At 63.0% G+C, this 20,325-nt stretch carries 15 protein-coding genes; 5 read left to right on the top strand and 10 right to left on the bottom strand.

Translation table 11 applies throughout. From position 1 onward, the window contains the following. Position 1: 1 nt before the first annotated feature. A complete protein-coding gene (locus tag L4923_RS27630) occupies positions 2–640 on the bottom strand; it encodes a S24 family peptidase (RefSeq protein WP_239370316.1) in 639 nt (212 codons plus the stop codon). A 269-nt stretch (positions 641–909) separates the two neighbouring features. Here L4923_RS27630 and L4923_RS27625 point away from each other — a divergent pair, with 269 nt between their 5' ends. The 4 genes from L4923_RS27625 to L4923_RS27610 all read left to right on the top strand — a co-directional run bounded on the left by L4923_RS27625 (position 910) and on the right by L4923_RS27610 (position 6,005). Further along, positions 910–3,051 carry a type VI secretion system Vgr family protein gene (locus L4923_RS27625; RefSeq protein ID WP_239370323.1) on the top strand — a complete coding sequence of 714 codons (2,142 nt, stop codon included), beginning with the start codon at positions 910–912 and terminating at the stop codon, positions 3,049–3,051. 3 nt (positions 3,052–3,054) lie between these two features. Then, the gene (locus tag L4923_RS27620) at positions 3,055–4,032 is read left to right on the top strand and encodes a DUF4123 domain-containing protein (protein ID WP_239370315.1); all 978 of its coding nucleotides are present in this window, start codon (positions 3,055–3,057) and stop codon (positions 4,030–4,032) included. Then, positions 4,029–5,174 (top strand): lysozyme, encoded by a 1,146-nt coding sequence (locus L4923_RS27615; protein ID WP_239370314.1) that lies wholly within the window; start codon positions 4,029–4,031, stop codon positions 5,172–5,174. Before L4923_RS27620 ends, L4923_RS27615 begins: the two co-directional genes overlap by 4 nt. 105 nt (positions 5,175–5,279) lie before the next feature. Continuing rightward, a complete protein-coding gene (locus tag L4923_RS27610) occupies positions 5,280–6,005 on the top strand; it encodes a hypothetical protein (protein ID WP_239370313.1) in 726 nt (241 codons plus the stop codon). 191 nt (positions 6,006–6,196) lie between these two features. On the opposite strand, the gene L4923_RS27605 is transcribed toward L4923_RS27610, so the two are convergent. The 8 genes from L4923_RS27605 to L4923_RS27570 form a co-directional block, all read right to left on the bottom strand. Next, positions 6,197–6,478, bottom strand: coding sequence for a hypothetical protein (locus tag L4923_RS27605; RefSeq protein ID WP_239370312.1), 282 nt, complete (start codon positions 6,476–6,478; stop codon positions 6,197–6,199). 69 nt (positions 6,479–6,547) lie between these two features. Then, positions 6,548–7,087, bottom strand: coding sequence for a thioesterase family protein (locus tag L4923_RS27600; RefSeq protein WP_239370311.1), 540 nt, complete (start codon positions 7,085–7,087; stop codon positions 6,548–6,550). A 272-nt stretch (positions 7,088–7,359) separates the two neighbouring features. Beyond that, positions 7,360–9,579, bottom strand: a complete 2,220-nt coding sequence (locus L4923_RS27595; protein WP_239370310.1) for a 3-hydroxyacyl-CoA dehydrogenase NAD-binding domain-containing protein — start codon at positions 9,577–9,579, stop codon at positions 7,360–7,362. A gap of 193 nt (positions 9,580–9,772) precedes the next feature. After that, positions 9,773–10,981: an acetyl-CoA C-acetyltransferase gene (locus L4923_RS27590; protein WP_129411410.1), complete on the bottom strand. Its 1,209-nt coding sequence runs from the start codon at positions 10,979–10,981 to the stop codon at positions 9,773–9,775. Between the two features lie 67 nt (positions 10,982–11,048). Continuing rightward, positions 11,049–12,221: an acyl-CoA dehydrogenase family protein gene (locus tag L4923_RS27585; protein ID WP_239370309.1), complete on the bottom strand. Its 1,173-nt coding sequence runs from the start codon at positions 12,219–12,221 to the stop codon at positions 11,049–11,051. Then, positions 12,218–12,625: an endonuclease domain-containing protein gene (locus L4923_RS27580; RefSeq protein ID WP_239370308.1), complete on the bottom strand. Its 408-nt coding sequence runs from the start codon at positions 12,623–12,625 to the stop codon at positions 12,218–12,220. Before L4923_RS27580 ends, L4923_RS27585 begins: the two co-directional genes overlap by 4 nt. A gap of 146 nt (positions 12,626–12,771) precedes the next feature. Further along, positions 12,772–14,568 (bottom strand): acyl-CoA dehydrogenase C-terminal domain-containing protein, encoded by a 1,797-nt coding sequence (locus tag L4923_RS27575; RefSeq protein ID WP_239370307.1) that lies wholly within the window; start codon positions 14,566–14,568, stop codon positions 12,772–12,774. A gap of 334 nt (positions 14,569–14,902) precedes the next feature. Continuing rightward, on the bottom strand, positions 14,903–15,370 hold the full coding sequence (locus L4923_RS27570; RefSeq protein ID WP_239370306.1) for a MerR family transcriptional regulator: 468 nt from the start codon (positions 15,368–15,370) through the stop codon (positions 14,903–14,905). 439 nt (positions 15,371–15,809) lie between these two features. On the opposite strand from L4923_RS27570, the gene L4923_RS27565 reads away from it, so the two are divergent. Further along, the gene (locus L4923_RS27565) at positions 15,810–19,538 is read left to right on the top strand and encodes a peptidoglycan-binding protein (RefSeq protein WP_239370305.1); all 3,729 of its coding nucleotides are present in this window, start codon (positions 15,810–15,812) and stop codon (positions 19,536–19,538) included. 150 nt (positions 19,539–19,688) lie between these two features. On the opposite strand, the gene L4923_RS27560 is transcribed toward L4923_RS27565, so the two are convergent. After that, positions 19,689–20,325, bottom strand: a 637-nt coding sequence (locus L4923_RS27560; protein ID WP_239370304.1) for an isoaspartyl peptidase/L-asparaginase, incomplete at its 5' end; no start/stop codon positions are given.

The following is a 20,325-nucleotide window of genomic DNA, read 5'->3' as shown; positions in this document are numbered from 1 at the left end:
CCTACTGGCTTGCCCAGACGATGCGGGCCACCCATTCCACTTCCACCATCGGCAGGTCGCGGTTGGGATGGTCCGGATTGAGCGAAAGCAGCGAAATGGAACCCGCCGTCTGGCGCTCCAAGACTTTGGCCATGACCTCGCCGGAGCCGGTCTTGACGACGACACGGTCGCCCCGGCGCACGGCGGCACCCGGCTCCACGATCAAAACGTCGCCATTGCGATAAAGCGGCAGCATCGAATCGCCCTGGACCTTCAAGGCGTAGGCCGTATCGGTGGATTGCGCCGGCAATTCGACCAGATCCCAGCCCTGCCCGACGGGGAAGCCGGCATCGTCGAAATAGCCGCCGGCGCCTGCCTGCGCGAAACCGACCAGGGGCACCGCGGCGCCGGAAGCCTGCGGGCGCGCCTGCCTGTTCTGCATCAGCCCGATGAATTCATCCAGCGAGGCCCCCGTCGCTTCCATGATCTTGGCGAGCGACTCGGTCGATGGCCAGCGCGGGCGCCCGTCGGACGACTGCCGCTTCGACTTGTTGAAGGCCGTGGAGTCGAGGCCGGCACGCCTGGCGAGCCCGGAGGCCGACAGCGAATAACGCTCCGCCAAGGCATCAATCGCGGCCCAGACACGCTCATGCGAGAGCACGGCTCGCTCCCTTCAAACAGGAAAAAATACCTTTTTCGTGTTCTAACCTCGGCCCGCCATGCTGTCCAGACGAAAGCCGCATTGGCGGGCAGGCACGCGCACAGGGTGGTGTCCGGCTACCGACCTGGCCCCTGAGCCGGCAGCAGCCTGCGCGTCCCCGAAAAGCAGAAGCCCTATCTTTTGTGACAGCCTTTTTGATTGTGAGGGAAAAACTCCCCCGCTATGGTTCGGCCCGAACTCGAGCCATGACGGGGATGCGGCCTGTGGACATGGATGTTGCGAGCGCCGGTTATGTGCAGGCGGCACGTATTCTCAGGGTCGAAACGAGCCTTGGGCCCGACGTCCTGCTTGCAGAGAAGATGACCGTCAACGAGCAGGTCAACGGCCTGTTCGAGATCTCGCTGGCTGTGCGTTCCAAGAAAACCGATATCAGGCCGGAAGAGCTCGTCGGCCAGGTGATCGATGTTTCGCTGGAGACCGGCGAAGCCACGCGCAGGACCTGGAACGGTCTTGTCATCCAGCTTTCCGAGGGGCCGTTGGTGACGCGCGGGCTGCGCGCCTACCATCTCACCATCGTTCCCAGCCACTGGAAGATGACCCAGAATGCGGACCAGCGCATCTGGCTGGACAAGACCGCCGTCGAGGTGGCGCAGATCCTGTGCCAGGAACACGGACTGCTTGCGCCGAAACTCTCCGGCCTCGTCAGGGAGGTCCGGCCTCTCCACTACAGCGTGCAGATGGAAACCGACTTCGCCTATCTGACGCGGCGGCTGGAAGAAGCCGGGATCTTCTACTGGTTCGAGCATGAGGGCGGCGAGGCCGGCAAGGTCGCGGCAACGCATCAGCTGGTCCTGTCCAATCACGAGTTCGGCTACCAGAAAGGCCAGGATCCGGACGTGCGCTTCTCGATGGGCAGTACCGACCGCAACTCGATCTCCAGCTTCACCAAGACATTCAGCTTCATTCCCGGCACACGCTCAGCCGCCGACTGGAACTTCCTGACACCCAACGGCGTGCCGCGCGGCGAATGGCCTTCGCAGACGGAGTTGCCCGGCAATGGCGAGCTCAACCTGCGCGAATACCCGATCATCGGCGGCTATGGCGTGAGTGCAGCTTCCGAAGGAATAGACATCACCGCTGTGGAAGAGCAGTCGCGACTGCGGATGCAGGCAGCTGAAGCCGAGCACAACAAGGTCGAGGGCCGGTCCAACGTTCGCACGCTGGCGCCGGGCTTCCGCTTCAAGCCCTATGATGTCTCCGACGCCGGCAACGAATTCGAGGAGCACGCGATCCTCTCCATCGTCCACACCGCGCGCGACCGCTCCTATGAGACGAATGAAGGCGACCCCGAATACACGAACCAGTTCATCGCCATCCCCAGCCGCGTGCCGGCCACGCCGCACCGCACCACGCCCAGGCCCCGCATGGACGGCACCCAGATCGCGATCGTGGCGGGCCCGCAAGGCGAGGAGATCCACACCGACGAGCATGGCCGCGTGAAAGTCTGGTTCCCCTGGGATCGCCGGGCCAGGAAGGACGGCTCCGATAGCTGCTGGATCCGGGTGATGCAGAACTGGGGCGGCCCGGGCTGGGGAACCCAGGTGATTCCGCGCGTGGATATGGAGGCCATGGTCGTTCACATCGACGGCGACCCGGACCGGCCGGTGATCATCGGCCTGGTGCCCAATCCGCGGCAGCGGGTGCCGTATGAGTTGCCGGCCAACAAGACGCGGTCCGTGTTCAAGACCAACACCTACCAGTCCAAGGATGTCGGACAGTTCAACGAACTGAGTTTCGAGGACCAGCCTGGGAATGAGGAAATCTACGTCCACGCCCAGAAGGACATGAACATCGATATCCTGAACGACCGCACCAAATCCGTTGGGCATGATCAGTCGGAGGACGTCGGAAATGACAAATCGATTTCAGTCGGCAACGATCACACGGAAACGATCGGGCAAAACAAGACGCTGAGTGTCGGCAGTTCCTTCGCGCGCACGGTCGGACGCGTTTCCAGCGAGCAGGTCGGTCTTTTGAAGTCAACCTTCGTCGGTGGCGATCAACTCGTCGTGGTTGGCAACAACAAGCAGGAAACGATTACCAAGGGCCTGAACTATACGGCAGAAACGATAGGATTCGATGTAGGCAAGATCTTCGAGATCAAGGCCGAGGAGACGTTCCGGGTCAAGGTCGGCGAGGCCCGGCTGGAGATGGACAGGAGCGGCATCATCGTCATTTCCGCACCGCAGACGACCATTGCCAAGGGCGGCGGCGCGCAATTGACGATAGGCCCCGGCCCCGTGCTCTACACGCCCGCTCTCGTGCCCGGCGTCTCGCCGCCGCCGCCAGCCCAGTGCCTCAAGAAGATGGCGGCGCAAAGGGTTCCGTTCATCAAGCAGCCGAGGAGTTGATGCGTGGCTGTCGGGACTGAATTCGAAGGCGAGAGCCTCTCGCCAGCGGCAGCAAAGCTTGCGAAGGCTGCGGAGAAGATGTCCGGGCCGCTTTTTGCTGCCGTGGACGGGGCGCAATATGGCCACCTGCCGCGCCTGTTGAAGTCGCTTGGCCTGGATCACAGATCGCTGTTCCTCGAGCATGGTGACGAAAAGATCGAGGCGGCGTCCGGATGGCTGGTTCCCATACCGGATCAACCGGCCTTGCTGGCCTTGCTGGCCCATTCCGAGCCGGACTGCGGCTCGCTGGTGCTATGGGCGTGCCCCGCCGGCGAGGCAGCGCTGCATCGCCATCTGCGCTCGATCAATCTGGTACAGCTTCCCAAAAGCACGATACCGCAGGACGAGGAATCGTCCCCGGAGGAGGAAGGCGCCACGGAACCAGACGGAACTTCGGATTACGAGAGTGTGCTGTTTCGCCACTATGATCCGAACGTGCTCGCCTCGCTGCTCCCGATCATGACCGAAGGCCAGTTCGCGCGCATTCTGGGGCCGGCGACGCAGGTGCTGTTCCATGCCGAAGACTATGGCGGCCTGCGCAGCGCAGAACATCCCGGTCAGATGGTCATCCGGCCGAAGGGCATGCTGCGGATCGACGCCGAGCAGATCGAGGAACTCGAGGAAGTGCGGCACGAGGCCTCCAACCGCAAGATCGCGGACTATCTGCGCGAGGTCGCGCCCGACAATGCCGGCCAGATGGACGAAGAGCGCATGGCGTCTTTCGTCGCGGAGAACCGCAGAAGCGCGCAAGATATGGGCATCCGCTCCGAACTCGCCACCGGCTACTGGGCCTATCTCAACCTTGGAAGCGAGGGACGTGTCGCGGCCCTTCCGACCACCCGGGACTATCTGCGCAACCATCCCGAGGACGGCACTGCCGACGAAAAGATCTTTGCCCTGATGCATCGCCTGTCGAAGCCGGCAAGCGGAGAGACGGCATGACCGAAACGACGACACAAGGGGGTATGCAATCGGTCATATCACCGGAGCTTCCTTCGACGCTGGGCGGCAATGCCTCACAACCCGACGCAGCGACGCTTTTTGGCAATTCGGTTGCACAGGCAGGCCAGTTCACGCCCGGCGGCGTGCAGACCGCGGTCGCGACCGGCCAGCAGCGACTGACATCGAACCCCGACGGAAAACCCTGCGCCACCTGCGACCAGTCGCTTGCCTACAGCCTCGCCTTCGACGTGAAGGACGCGAACGGCAAGATGTGCGGCGCCGGCATGTACTACACCGTAAAGTACGAGAAGTCCGGTGAGGTCTACCAGGGCCAGACCGACGAGAACGGGCTTACCGAACGCTACTTTGCGGCTGACGCGAGCGAAAAGATCTATCTCTATCTCGGCCACAGGACGACCGCCGATGCGTATCCTGCAGACAGGAGCCAACCCGATGATGCGACGGATGAAGCGCCGCTCGCCAGCGACACTGTTGCTCCTACTACCGAGAAGAAAATCCATAATGCAACGACCACGCGGCTGTGGAAGCCGTGGGGAGCGTCACAAACTTATAAAAATCTCATCGAAAACGCGGAAGGCCGTGAGCCTCGACAGTATAAATCTGTCGAAGGTGGTAACGATACGATCGGTATCGGCCATAAAATCACCGATGCCGAAATCGCCAACAATCGATTTACGCAGGGCTATTGGGCGCAACCACTGGACGACGCCAAGATGAATGAACTGCTTGAGGAAGACATCCACAAGAATGGCGGCAAGGACATCGATGACAGTGTATTCGTGCCTCTGCATCCTTACGAAGTCGATGCAATTCTGGATCTCGGATTCAACGGCGGCCCCGGTGCGTTAGCTGCCAACGCGGCTTCTCTCTTTACCCATAATGGAGCAGCGAACCCGAGAGGCACCAATCGCCAGCGGCTTTCCGACTTGCTGAACCGAGGGCGTTATTCGCTGGTGCCGGAGTATTTCCGGACGCACTATAACACCGCAAATCGGCAATGGGTGGCAGGCGTACAGAATAGGCGCGATATGGATGCCCGCATGTTCTCCGGTGATACGACCAATGGCTATACCCTTCTTCAGAATCACACGTCACGGAATCCATCTCACACCGACCCGTGATCGATTATCCATTCCGGGTGATCTGTCCGGCATCAGGGCGACATAAAATTCCGGCTGAAGAATACCGACATCACCGCCACACTAGGAACGTCCCGCGCTACTCTCATGAACCAGTATGCACATATCCTCCTTGGGCCGCTGTCGCTTTTGTTCTTCGCTCAAACCGCGGTTGCTGGTTCTTGTGATGATCCTATCAACCTTACCGGCGACATATCCTACGCCATCGTGCGCGATGGCGTGGAGCAACTGCACTTCATTGCCCCCCAATCCGCCGAACGCCCCAACTGTCCTTCATTGGATGCAGCCTGCAAACTGACGTCTTTCGTGGTTCCGGGCGATCAAGTTCTCATTACGGGTTTCCTGGGAAATTCACTTGCCTGTACCCACTACATATCGCCGGACGGCAAAATGACCAGCGGGGTGCTGGATGCCACGGCACTAAGCAACACAAACGCCTTTGAACTTCTCGATACGCCGAACATTGTTGGAGAATGGAGGCGCGACAACACCGCCAGCATCGAGATCCAGCGATACGATGGACTTTTTCTTGTCATCCGTGGAGAGGCGGCGTTGGCCTCGCCGTCCACGCGCACTGGAACGATCGAAGGTCCAGCTTTTATCGGAGGCGTAGGAGATGTTGCTGGCTATAGCACCAGGCATTATGCCGGCGACAAGTTACCAACCGCTGCATTCGAAGCGAATGACGACGCTTGTAACGTACGATTTCGCAGCACGGGCTATTATCTGCTCGTTGATGACAATGATCGCTGTGGTGGTCAAGGTGTCAGTTTCACCGGCGTCTATGTAAAGGCAAAGACACCCGGCAAGTGAAGCGGTTGCCTCAATAATTCCCTTTCGCAGCCGTTCTCAGGTTTGGCTTGCCGCGCCAGGGCAATGGCGCGGGCACAGTCGGCCAAGGCATTTTTCTATCCAGGAGCGCCTCCACGAGGGCGCGACCCTCAAGATGAGAGCCATCGACCAGCTGGCGCAGGCCGCCCGAGCGTGCCCACCACGCTTGAGGATCACATCCACGTCGATATCATCAGGCCGCGTGGGGGCTCGGCACGGCCGTCGCGGCACAGCTGTACGAGGCTCGCCGTCGAAGTGGCCGCATCGAGCGGCGCCGGCTGACCGAGATCGCCTGCAGCCATGGCGGCAGGGACGACGCCGACGACAACCAGGCCAAGTGCGGTGAAGACCATCGAGGCGCGAACTCGAGACAGCATGGCGCAGTTCTCCGCAGGGGCTGCAGCGATGGCTTTCGACGCGAAACAGCGCTTCGCACCGATACCGACTGACTTCATCCAGTTTCGGTTGAGCGGGGCCAAAAGCAAGATGCGATGTCGGATCGAAAAGTGCGGGCCAGATGCCAGTTACCCTTTCGCCGCCGCGCGCAGTCCTTGGTGTGAAGCCATGAAGGCTCGCTCCGTCTCGGTCGGCGCGCGTGGCGAGGCATCGTAACCGAGCGCCTCGACCAGTTCCTGGATGTCGACGAAACGCCTGGCCTTGCGGTCGTAGACGCCGGCGGTGGTCTTCATCAAAGCAGCCGTCTCGCCGTTTTCCAGCACGAAGCGATGTGCGCCGAGCACCTGCGTGCCGTCCCAGGTCTCGATCGACGACCTCACTTCGAAGCTGCGCCACAGCTTGATCTCGCGCACATAAACCGTCTGCAGCCCGCCCAACATCGGCGCCCAGCCGCGTTTGCGGGCCAGCGCGATCAGGCCGGCGCGGATGAAGATGTCGATGCGGCCGAGATCGGCCAGCATCATGTAGCGTGCATTGTTGAGATGGATGTTGAAGTCGATGTCGGTCGGCAGGCAGCGGAAAGTGAGCCGGCTTTCATCTCCGACGCGGTAAGCGCCGCGCGACTTCGCCGTCAGCGCCATGCGCGCAAAACGTGCCCAGACATACATGTTGTTACTTCCTTCCTCTCCCTGCTCGCAGGGAGAAGGCGACTGGGCCGGATGAGGATCTAAAATCGAACGGCCGGTGCCGCCCCTCACCTGCCGGCATCCTCTCCCCGTAAACGGGGAGAGGTAGCTCTCGCCAAGGATTCGCCAATCACCAGCGTTGTAGAAGAAGCGCCGACGTTGCGGACAGCCTCCTTCTCCCCGTTTACGGGGAGAAGTGCCCGGCAGGGCGATGAGGGGCAGCGCTAGCGGTCAACGAGGAACGCTGTTCCCGCTTACGCGGCTTCCTTGACCTCGCCCTTCGCATAGGGGTCGAAGCGCTGGTAGAAGGTCTCGCCCTTCTCGGCCATGTCGAGAAGCAGCTTCGGCGCCTTGAACTGCGCGCCGTACTTCTTCTGCAGGCTCTTGGCGATCTTCACGAAAGCCTTGGCGCCGATGCCGTCGATGTAGGACAGCGCGCCGCCCGTGTAAGGAGCGAAGCCGAAGGCCAGAATCGAGCCGACATCGGCTTCGCGCGGGTCGGTGACGATGCCTTCTTCCATGACGCGGGCCGCTTCGAGCGCGATGGTAACCAGCAGGCGCTGCTGCACCTCCTCATAGTCGACCTTGTCGGGATCGAGCTGCGGATAGAGGTCCTTCAGGCCCGGCCACAGCTTCTTCTTGGCCGGCTTCGGCGGATAGTCGTAGAAGCCCTTGGCGTTCTTGCGGCCGAGACGCTCATGCTTGTCGACCAGCGTGTTGATCAGCGCGAATTGATCCTTGTCGACGGCCTTCTCGCCGAGGTCGCGGATGGTCTGCTTCATGATCTTCTGCGCCAGATCGATCGCCGTCTCGTCAGTCAGCGCCAGCGGACCGACCGGCATGCCGGCCGCCTTGGCGGCGTTCTCGATCATCGGTGCCGGGATGCCTTCGATCAGCATCTGGAAGGCTTCCGACATGTAGCGCAGCACGCAGCGGTTGACGTAAAAGCCGCGCGTGTCGTTGACGACGATCGGCGTCTTCTTGATGGCGCGCACATAGTCGATCGCGGTGGCGATCGCCTTGTCGCCCGTCTTCTTGCCGAGGATGATCTCGACCAGCATCATCTTGTCGACCGGCGAGAAGAAGTGCAGGCCGATGAAGTTCTTCGGCCGCGACGAGTTCTTGGCCAGCGACGAGATCGGAATGGTCGAGGTGTTGGAGGCGAAGATCGCCGACGACTTCAACACCGCTTCCGCCTTCTCGGTGGCGCCCTTCTTGACTTCCGAATCCTCGAACACCGCTTCGATGACCAGATCGCAGCCGTTAAGATCGGCGTAGTCGGCCGTCGGCGTGATCAGCGACAGCAGCTTTTCCTTCTCCTCGGGCTTGGCGCGGCCCTTCTTGACCTGCTCAGAGATCAGGGTGTCGGAATGCGCCTTGCCCTTCTCGGCCGATGGCAGGTCACGGTCGAGCAGCACGACCGGGATGCCGGCCTTGGCGGTGACATAGGCGATGCCGGCGCCCATGAAGCCGGCGCCGAGCACGCCGATCTTCTTGAACTTCGTGTCCGGGATGCCTTCGGGACGGCGCGCACCCTTGTTGAGCTCCTGCAGCGACACGAACAGCGAGCGGATCATTGCCGCCGCTTCCTTGGTCTGCAGGATCTCGGTGAAGTAGCGCGTCTCGATCTTCAGCGCGGTGTCGAAAGGCACCAGCAGGCCCTCATAGACGCATTTCAGGATCGCCATGGCGGCCGGATAGTTGCCATAGGTCTCGCGGCGCAGGATGGCGATGGCCGGCGGCCACAGGTTCGCGCCGGCAACCGAATAGACCGGGCCGCCCGGCAGCTTGAAACCCTTCTCATCCCAAGGGGCAACCGGCTTCAGGCCGTTGCGGATCATGGCCTTGGCGGTCTCGATAAGCTTGGCCGGCTCGGCGATCTCGTGCACCAGGCCCATGGCCTTGGCCTTCTGCGCGGTCAGGTTCCTGCCGGAGGTCAGCATCTCCAGCGCGCCCTGCGTGTCGGTGAGCCTCGGCACGCGCTGCGTGCCGCCGGCGCCCGGGAAGATGCCCACCTTCACTTCCGGAAGCGCCATCTTGACCTTGTCGGAATCGGCGGCGACGCGGCCATGACAGGCCAGCGACATCTCGAAGGCACCGCCCATGCAGGTGCCGTTGATGGCCGACACCCACGGCTTGCCGCAGGTTTCCAGCTTGCGGAACAGGCCAGTCATCAAGCCGACATTGGCAAACAGCGTCTGGGTGGCCTTTTCCTTGTCCTTCACCTTTTCCTTGGCGAAGAGGCCCAGCATCTGCTGCAGCATGGTCAGGTCGGCGCCGCCGGAGAAGGTCTCCTTGCCCGAGGTGATGACCGCACCCTTGACCGCGGCATCGGCTACGACCTGGTCGATGATGGCGTCGAGTTCACGCATCACCTCTTCGGTGAACACATTCATGGAGCGGCCGGGCATGTCCCAGGTGACGAGCGCAACGCCGTCGCCGTCGATATCGACCGAAAAGTTCTTGTAGCTCATTGGAGTACCCTCCTTGAAATCCGTTTTCGTCCACGCATGAGCGCGACGGTGAAGCTTGTGCCCTCTCCCCGTTCACGGGGAGAGGATGCCGGCAGGCAGGTGAGGGGCGGCGCGAACGCTCAAAGGCGGGCTCTGCCCCTCATCCGGCCCTTCGGGCCACCTTCTCCCCGTAAACGGGGAGAAGGAAGAGGCGCTACACCCGCTCGATGATCGTGGCGGTGCCCATGCCGGCGCCGATGCACAGCGTCACCAGGGCGGTGTTGAGGTTGCGGCGTTCGAGTTCGTCGAGCACGGTGCCGAACACCATTGCGCCGGTGGCGCCGAGCGGATGACCCATGGCGATGGCGCCGCCATTGACGTTGATCTTGTCGTGCGGAATGTCGAAGGCCTGCATGTAACGCAGCACGACGGAAGCGAAGGCTTCATTGAGCTCGAACAGGTCGATGTCCGACAGCTTCATCTTGGCGCGCTTCAACAGCTTCTCGGTGACGTCGACCGGGCCGGTCAGCATGATCGCCGGCTCCGAGCCGATGTTGGCGAAGGCACGGATGCGGGCGCGCGGCTTGAGGCCCATCGCCTTGCCGCCCTTCTTGGAACCTAGCAGCACGGCGGCAGCGCCGTCGACGATGCCCGACGAATTGCCGGCGTGATGGACGTGGTTGACCTCTTCCAGCTCCGGATAACGCTGTACAGCAACGGCATCGAAGCCGCCCATTTCGCCGGGCATGACGAAGGACGGGTTGAGCGAGGCCAGCGACTGCATGTCGGTGGAGGGGCGCATGTGCTCGTCATGGTCGAGGATGGTGAGACCGTTCTGGTCCTTGATCGGCACGACCGAGTTCTTGAAATAGCCCTTCTGCCAGGCATTGGCGGCGCGCTTCTGGCTCTCGACAGCATAGGCGTCGACGTCGTCGCGGCTGAAACCATGTTTGGTGGCGATCAGGTCGGCCGAGATGCCCTGCGGCACGAACCAGCCGGGGAAGCCGACCGAAGGATCCATGAACCAGGCGCCGCCCGAGGCGCCCATGCCGACGCGGCTCATCGATTCCACGCCGCCGGCGATGACGATGTCGTCAGCGCCCTGCGCGATCTTGGCCGCACCGAGATTGATGGCGTCGAGACCGCTGGCGCAGAAGCGCGACAGCTGCATGCCGGGCGCTTTGGTGTTGTAGCCGGCCTCGAAAGCAGCGGCGCGCGGGATCACCGAACCGGCTTCGCCGACCGGGTCGACACAGCCAAAGATGATGTCGTCGACAGAACCTGTGTCGAGTTCGTTGCGGTCGCGCAGCGCTTCCAGCACCTTGGCGCCGAGACGCACCGCCGGCACCTCGTGCAGCGACCCGTCCTTCTTGCCCCTGCCGCGCGGCGTGCGCACGGCGTCATAGACATAAGCGTCGGCCATTTTCGTGCTCCTTACTTGGTTTGATCGGCCACTCAAGGCGCCGATCGGATAGGTCGTGGCCGGCTGCTCAGAGCGAGCGGCCGATCAACATCTTCATGATCTCGTTGGTGCCGCCATAGATGCGCTGCACGCGGGCATCGCGATACATGCGGGCGATCGGGTATTCGTTCATGTAGCCATAGCCGCCATGCAGCTGCAGGCATTCGTCGACGACCTTGCACTGCAGGTCGGAGAGCCAGTACTTGGCCATCGAGGCGGTGACCGGGTCGAGCCCACCATTGAGATGGCGCTTGACGCAGTCGTTGTAGAAGACGCGGCCGATGGTGGCTTCGGTCTTCAACTCGGCGAGCTTGAACTGGGTGTTCTGGAACTCCACCACGGCCTTGCCGAAGGCCTTTCGCTCCTTCACATAGTCGACGGTGACGGCCAGTGCCCGCTCGATCATGCCGATGGCCTGGGCACCAATCAGCAGGCGCTCCTGCGGCAACTGCTGCATCAGCTGGATGAAACCCTGGCCCTCCTCGTGGCCAAGCAGATTGGCCGTCGGCACGCGCACGTCGTTGAAGAAGAGCTCCGAGGTGTCGTTGGCCTTGAGGCCGATCTTGTCGAGGTTGCGGCCGCGCGTGAAACCCTCGACCTCATCGGTCTCGACAACGATCAGCGAGGTGCCCTTGGCGCCCTTGGTCGGATCGGTCTTGGTGACGACGATGATGAGATTGGCGTTCTGGCCGTTGGTGATGAAGGTCTTGGACCCGTTGATCCGGTACTGGTTGCCATCCTTCTCGGCCCGCGTCTTGATGCCCTGCAGGTCGGAGCCGGCGCCGGGCTCGGTCATGGCGATGGCGCCGATCAGCTCGCCGGTCGCCATCTTCGGCAGCCATTTCTTCTTCTGCTCTTCCGAGCCGTAGTGAAGGATGTAGGGGGCGACGATGGCGTTGTGCAAGGCAATGCCGAAACCGTCGACACCGACATGGCCGAGCGCCTCGGCGATCACGCTTTCATGGGCGTAGGTGCCACCCGAACCGCCATATTCTTCCGGCATGGAAGCGCAGAGCAGGCCGGCAGCGCCGGCCTTTTCCCATGCGGAACGATCGACGATCTCGTTCTTCTCGTATTCTTCATAGTGCGGCGCGATCTCCTCGGAGAGAAACCGGGTCGACATGTCGTAGAGCATGGCAACTTCGTCGCCAGCCCAGCCGGCTCTTGGCAAGGACAGGATGTCGGCGGGATTGGTGGTCATCGAATGGCTCCTTCGTTCCCCTCCCCCTCGAGGGGAGGGTGGCCGCGAAGCGGTCGGGAGGGGTCGCCGAGGAGACGCTCGGCCTGATCTTTCACAAATTGCGCGACATGCCACGCGCTGTTGATGACATCCGGCTCGTCTATCCTCACGATAACATAGCCAAGAGAGCGCAAATAAGCGTCGCGATTTGCGTCGTGCAGCTTGCCTGCTTCGGTCTCATGCCGGTCACCGTCGATTTCCACGATCAGCTTTATCGAAGGGCAGACGAAGTCGACGATATAAGGCCCGATTGGCGACTGCCGCCGGAACTTCAAGCCCTCTGCAGCGAATTCCCGCAGCTCGTACCAGAGCAGCGATTCTCCCTTCGTCGCATGAAGCCGCAGCGAGCGTGCCTTCTGCCGCATTTCGAAACTGACGCGCGTTCGAGGCATTGTCACGGTCCTTCCGAGCCGAGCCACTGAGATAGAGGCCGGCGCACTGCCTTTGCAACCCCTCCCGACCCTTCGGGCCACCCTCCCCTCAAGGGGGAGGGGAACGTCGGCGCTAACCATCAGAACGCGTCGGCCGGCAGCGCCATCATAGAATCGGCACCCGACGAGATGCGGGCGAGATGCGCCGCCGTCTCCGGCATGATGCGATCCATATAGTAGCGGGCCGTGACCAGCTTGTTGTCATAGAAAGATGACGAACCGTTGGCGCCTTCGGCGAGCTTGGCCTGCGCGGCCCTGGCCATCTGGCCCCACATGTAGCCCAGCGTGACGAGGCCGAAGAGATGCAGGTAGTCGGTCGAGGCGGCACCGGCATTGTCGGGGTTCTTCATGCCGTTCTGCATCAGCCACATGGTGGCGGCCTGCAGGTCGTTGAGGCCCTTCTTCAGTGCCTTGGTGAACGGCGCCATCTGCTCGTTGGCGCGATTTTCCTCGCAGAATTCGCCGACTTCCTTGAAGAAGCCTTGGATGGCGCGGCCGCCATTGGCGCCGAGCTTGCGGCCGACGAGGTCGAGCGCCTGGATGCCGTTGGCACCCTCATAGATCATGGCAATGCGGGCATCGCGCACGAACTGGCTCATGCCGTGCTCTTCGATGTAGCCGTGGCCGCCGAACACCTGCTGCGCCATCACGGCATGCTCGAAGCCCTTGTCGGTGAGCACGCCCTTCACCACCGGCGTCATCAGGCCCATATGATCGTCGGCCGCCTGGCGGTCGGCGTCGTCGCCGGAACGGTGGGCGATGTCCGACTTCAGCGCGGTCCACAGCGCGAAGGCGCGACCGGCCTCGTTGAAGGCCCGCATGGTCATCAGGTTGCGGCGGATGTCCGGGTGCACGATGATCGGATCGGCCTTCTTGTCCGGCGACTTCGCGCCCGAGATCGAACGGCCCTGCAAGCGCTCTTTGGCGTAGGCGACGGCATTCTGATAGGCGACTTCCGACTGCGCCAGACCCTGCAGGCCGACACCGAGGCGCGCCTCGTTCATCATCGTGAACATCGCCTTCAGGCCGCCATTCGGCTCGCCGAGCAGGATGCCTTCCGCCTCGTCATAGTTCATGACGCAGGTGGAATTGCCGTGGATGCCCATCTTCTCTTCGATCGAGCCGCAGGACAGCGTGTTGCGCTCGCCCGGATTGCCGTCGGCATCGAGCTTCAGCTTCGGCACGATGAACAGCGAAATGCCCTTCACGCCTTCCGGCGCACCCTCGATGCGGGCCAGCACCAGATGGATGATGTTGTCGGACATGTCGTGCTCGCCGGCCGAGATGAAGATCTTCTGGCCGGAAATCTTGTAGGTACCGTCGCCATTCGGCACGGCCTTGGTGCGCAGCAGGCCGAGATCGGTGCCGCAGTGCGGCTCCGTCAGGTTCATGGTGCCGGTCCATACGCCTTCGATCATCTTCGGCGCGAAGGTGGTTTTCTGCTCTTCGGTGCCATGGGTGAGGATCGCGGCGATCGCGCCCTGGGTGAGGCCCGGATACATCAGCAGCGCGAGATTGGCCGAGACCATATATTCGGCGACCGCCGTATGCACGGCATAAGGCAGGCCCTGGCCGCCATATTCAGCCGGTGCCGCAAGCCCCATCCAGCCGCCTTCACAATATTGGCGATAGGCTTCCTTGAAGCCCTTCGGCGTCGTCACCGAGCCGTCGTCGTGACGCACGCAGCCTTCCATGTCGCCGACGCGATTGGTCGGCTGGATGACGTTTTCCGCCAGCTTGGCGCCTTCGGCGAGGATCGCTTCCAGCACATCGCCGGATGCATCGGCAAAGCCGGGGAGATTGCTGTACCGTTCAAAGCCCAGCACCTCGTTCAGAACGAACAGCGTATCGCGGATAGGCGCCTGGTAGATCGGCATCGCGTTTCCTCCAAAAAACAACGAACAGACCCGTGCCGGAACGGCTTACGGGCCGACTGCTGGACTCGATTAACAAAAATTGACGTTTGCGTAAACGTCAATTTTGCGGACAGTCGCTTTTTTAGGAAGGTGGTGCTGGCATCTCCCCGCAAAAGTGACCGGAAGCCAGCCGATGCCGCGGATTTCGCAAACCGCCGGGTTCGCAGAATGGAAGCCCGCACCACCGCCGCCAGTCGCCTTTCCAGAAAGGCCCCTCAAAACGAAAAGCGCGCCGCCGGAGCGACGCGCCTTCTCGTTGCTTGGGCTTGGGAACAGGCGCGAACGCCTGCCCCGTTCAGTTCGCGGCAGCCGAGGTCGAAGCAGCGCGTTCGGCGACCATCTGGCGGACGGCGTTCATCGCGCCGCTCAACTCGTTGATGGCGTCGTCGATCAGGGCGCGTTGCTTCTGCAGGCGCACGAGCTGCTTTTCCGACTTCTCCAGCGCAAGGCGAAGCTGCTTGGTGTTGGTGCCGGTCGGATCGTAGAGGTCCATCATCTGCTTGACCTCGCGGAGCGAGAAACCGACCTTGCGGCCGAGCAGGATGAGCTTGAGACGCACGCGGTCGCGATGCGTATAAAGACGGGTGGCGCCGTCGCGCTCGGGCTTGAGCAGGCCCTTGTCTTCATAGAAACGCAGTGTGCGCAGCGTCACGCCATATTTCTTGGCCATCTCGCCGATGCGCACCAGCTCTCCGGCCGGCTCGTTCGACACAAGGTTGGTGTTGCTGGCAACCCCGCCAGCGGTGTTCATCTGCACAGTCATCGACATTTCCCCGATGGGCACGCGGGCGTGGCTGCCTGGCGTACTGTGGCGGAAGCGCTTGGGGGCCTAGCTTCCTGGTTTCGACAAAGATCCGTAAGCGATACCGCACTGCACGACTTACGTTTACGTAAAGGATATACCGATATCATCAAGGAAATGCAAGTAGGATGCCGTAACGCCATGCGCCGCGCTTGACGGCGCAAGCTTTTCTCAACGAATCCTGAAGCTTCTTAAGTTTGGTTAACGGCTTGTTTACCACGTTGGGAGAAAGGTGCGGCTGTCGGTCCGTGTCCATCCTGTCTCGCTTTTCACACGGGTTCATCGAAGTGCGGGTGCCAGCCGCGGGAATCAAACGTCCGCTGGCAAAACCGCCTTCAGACTCGACTGGTGGGTTGGGGAATCGCTGGCGAAGGCCGGCCAATTGCGAAACGGGCGCTCGATGAACAACAAGCGGTCCTATCTCGATGCGGTGAATGCCGGGCGTCAACGCCGGCCTTACGCAACGCTGGAAGAGCTCAACCGGTCGATGGAAGCGCTGGAACAGCGGCTGGATCGCAACCGCGACGAGCCGTCGCGTGCCGAAGAACCACGCTATGGCCGCAGCCAGCCTTTTGCGGAACGCCCGTCACACGAGGCGCCGCGGCAGCGCGCCTATGAGGACCAGCGCCCACGCGGACGCGACTACCGCTCCCATGAAGGCTCCCGCGGCTATCAGCGTCCCTATGAAGAACCACGCCCTGCCCGCCAGCGTACCGCTTCCAGCTATGAGCAGCCTTACCAATCGATTGCGCGCGATATCGAGCGCATGCGCGGCCAGGAGGACGGCGTTGCGGCAGTGAGCAAGATCGCCGGCGAGTTGCGCGGCCTGCGCGAAGAACTGCGCCAGCAGATGAGTGCGGGCCTGCAGCGCGAGTTCCAGGCCCTGCGCAAGGATATCGAACGCGCCGCAAAGGCGGCTCCAGCCGCCCAGGACAGCGCCGAACTCGGCCTTGAATTCGAACGGCTGTCGGGTGCCATCCGCGCGCTCGCCGAAAAGAGCGATGACAAGAGCGTCAACCTGCTGAGACTCGAACTGGATCAGGTCCGCAACGCGATGGATACGCTGGCACGCGAAGAAAGCGTGCAGGCAGTGGACCGCCGCTGGCAGGAATTCGACCGCCGTTGGTCGGCCTTCGAGACCCGTTTCGATGGCTCCGGCCGGCAGGGTAGCGTCGACGTCGCCTCGCTGGCGGAACGCCTCGAACAGATCGGCGCGGCCGTCAACAAGCTGCCGGAATCGCTGTCGCTGCGTTCGCTGGAAGAGAAGGTGCGCACGCTGGCGGGTGCCGTCGACCATTTCGCCAGCCAGCAGGGCCGCCGCGGCGGCGACGTCTACGGCATGATTGACGAGCGCCTGGACGAGATCTCGCGCGCCATCGTCGCCTCCACCGTGGCTGCCCAATCCAGCGCTTTCGACCCGGCACCTTTCGAACGCATCGAGCAGCGGATCTCGGCACTTGCCCGCCAGATCGACGAAGTCGCCAATGAGCGCCCGCGCGGCGAGATGATGGACGATCTCTTCCATGGCCTGGAACAGCGTTTCGAAGCCCTTTCGGGCATCATCGAGCGTCGGCAGGAAGATGCGATGCAGCAGGGGAACATGCTGTTCCGCGATCTTGAACGGCGTCTCGACGACGTCGCCGACCGTCTCGACCGCCGCCAGCCGGAAACAGACAGTTCCGGCATCATGGACGCCATCGACGCCCGCTTCAGCGCGCTGGCACAGCGCCTGGAAAGCCGCAGCGCGGACAGCGCCGGCCAGGACGCGATCCGCAGCCTGGAAAACCGGCTCGACGACATTTCCAGCCGTCTCGACTCGACCTCGCTGCATGCAGCCGGCATCGACCCCGACCTGCTGCGCAGCCTGGAAGCACAGGTTTCCGGCCTTTCGGCGCATCTGTCGCGTCCGGGTGCGCCGCTGCCGGAGTTCGACGACCTCGGACCGCGCATCGAGAAGATCGAGGAATCGATCGCGACCAACCGCGACACCATCCTGGAGACCGCAAGGCAGGCCGCCGAAAACGCAGTGCGCGCGCTTGGCCTCTCCAACGGCGACACGGTCACGGTTGCCGGCCTGGCTGAAGACCTCAAGACGCTCGAAGGCCTGACCCGCCGCTCCGACGAACGCAACACCAAGACGTTCGAGGCGATCCACGACACGCTTCTGAAGATCGTCGACCGTCTTGGTTCGCTGGAAACCGGCAGCGTCCAGCCGACCGCCAAGATTACGGTGCAGCAGGCTCCGGCGCTCGACATGGACGAGCCCTTGCCGCTGTCTGCCGGCCCGGATAGCCGCGACTTCGGCGGACGCACGCCAGCACAGGCTGCGGTCGAGGCCGCGCGCGCCGCACTGGGTTCGGAAGAGATCGCCGCGGATGGGGATCCTTCCGCCCAGGGCAAGTCGATGTTCGGCGGGATCGCGCGCGCCTTCAAAATGCGCCGCGAAAACGAGACCGCACAGCCGACGGCACTCGCCGAGGGCGCGGTCGTGCCGACGGTCGACCTCGACGAGCCGCTGGAGCCGAAGCTGATCAATCGCCCGCTCGAGCCGGGCTCGGGCGCGCCCGACCTCAACGCCATCATGAAGCGGGTTCGCGACGAACGCGGCCAGCCCGCCAAGCAGAGCGCAACCGATGCTTCCAAGGCGGATTTCATCGCCGCCGCGCGGCGCGCGGCGCAAGCCGCGGCGGCCGCGGCGGGAGCGCTCCAGCACCAGCCGGGCAAATCGGGCGGCAAGGCGTTCGGCCTCGGCAACCTGCTGAAGGCCCGCCGCAAGCCGATCCTGATGGCCGCTGCCGCGGTCATGCTGGCGCTGGCCGGTCTTCAGCTCGGCAAGGCCTTCCTGTCCGACCCCGAGCAGGTGTCGCTCAACGAAATCGCTCCCATTGAGGAAAACACCGACTTCGCGGCCTACTCGGCCCCCGCAAAGCAGGCACCGGCGCTCGAGGCTCCAGCCCTGCCGATCCCGGCCGACGCACCACCGGTGCGCAGCGTCGACAACAAGGACCTGCCGGAACCTGCATCACCCGAACTGAAGTCGAAGGCCGACCTGGCCGCCAAAGATCCGATTGTCAAAGACGAGTTCGACGAACCGCAGGCAGCAGAAGCGCCAAGTGCCCCGGAAGCGGTCGAGGCCACGACAGCTCCCGCGGCTCCTGCCCTGATCGCCGCGCCGGTGACCTTGCCGACGGTCGATGTACCGGGTATCGCCAAGCCGACCGTTTCCGAGGACAACACCGGCGCGATCGCCCCCGCCCCGGCCAATACTGCCGGCACGATCGAGGTCCCTGCAGCCGTCGGACCGGTTGCGCTGCGCGATGCCGCCGCCGCGGGCGATGCCAAGGCGCTGTTCGAAATCGGCTCGCGCTATGCCGAAGCGCGCGGCGTCAAGGAAGACATGGCCACCGCCGCCAAATGGTATGGCGAGGCGGCGGAACGCGGTTTCGCGCCGGCCGAATACCGCATCGGCAATTTCTACGAGAAGGGCATCGGCGTCGAGCGCGACATCGCCAAGTCGAAGGAATGGTATCGCCGCGCCGCCGAAAAGGGCAATGCCAGCGCCATGCACAATCTGGCGGTGCTGTTTGCCATGGGTGCCGACGGCGCGGCCGACAATGACGCAGCGACTCGCTGGTTCAGCCAGGCGGCCGATCTTGGCGTCAAGGACAGCCAGTTCAACCTCGGCATCCTGGCCGCCAAGGGCGCCGGCATGCCGCAGAACCTGGAAGAGTCCTACAAATGGTTCGCGCTTGTGGCCAAATCGGGCGACAAGGATGCCGCCGCCAAGCGCGACGAGATCGCCAAGGCGCTGCGCCCCGAACAGCTCGAACGCGCCAAGCAGGCGACGGATCTCTGGAAGCCGAAGCCGCTCGACGAAGCAGCCAACTCGATCGAGATACCAAGCGCCTGGCAGGACGCTCCAACCACGACCGCCAGCTTCGACATGAAGAAGGCCGTGCAGAACATCCAGCGCATCCTGGCCAAGAACGGCTACGATGCCGGCGGCACCGACGGCGTGATGGGCGACCGCACCAAGAAGGCGATCATGGCCTTCCAGAGTGACAACGGCTTGCCGGCGACCGGCTCGGTCGATGAGCCGTTGGTCAAGGCGCTGCTCGCGAAGAAGTAGGCTCACGCTGCCGTTTCGGCCAACCGCTTCTCCCCTTGTGGGAGAAGGGGCTGGCCGTAACACGGAAGGCATTCGCACAAAGAATCGGAGCATTTTCCGCAATTCGAAGAACAGCGGAAAACGCTCCAGGCGCCGAGACTCGTCTGCGATTTATTGCAGATCTTCTGGATATCGATAGACGTCTGCGTGCGAGGCGACGAAGAACTGGCCATCGTCGTTCACCCAGCCGCGGAACATGCCGTCGGTGTTATAGGGAGCAGCGATGGCGCCGCTTGCGCCCACCGCCACAAGGCCGGCGCCGACGTCCTTCAGCTTCTCCATGACCACCTTGCGCGTCGCTGCTTCCAGGCTTTCGCCGAGATAATCGACGCGGGACGCGACTTCGTGCGCAGCGACATGACGGATGAAATATTCGCCCTTGCCGGTGCCTGAAACGGCGCAGACGCCGTTGCGGGCATAGGTGCCGGCGCCGATGATCGGGCTGTCGCCGACGCGACCGTCCGGCTTGTTGTTGTAGCCGCCGGTTGAAGTCGCGGCGGCCAGGTCGCCATGGCTGTCCAGCGCGACCGCACCCACGGTGCCGTGCTTTTCAGATTCGCTGGCCTTGGCGGCGGTGCCGGCTACGACATGCGCCTTCATCGCTTCCAGTGCCGCCTTGCGGCGCTCGGTGGTAAAATAGCCCTGCGGCTCGACGGCCAGGCCCTTGTCCTCGGCGAAGCGGTCGGCGGCGGGGCCGGTGAGCAGCAGCGGATCGCCCTGCTCCAGCAGCGCCCGCGCGGCCTTGACC

Source organism: Terribium retamae (assembly GCF_022347545.1).
Taxonomy (GTDB): domain Bacteria; phylum Pseudomonadota; class Alphaproteobacteria; order Rhizobiales; family Rhizobiaceae; genus Mesorhizobium; species Mesorhizobium retamae.
The sequence above is the reverse complement of the archived record's forward strand: the minus strand, read 5'-3'. Positions and strand labels throughout refer to the sequence as shown.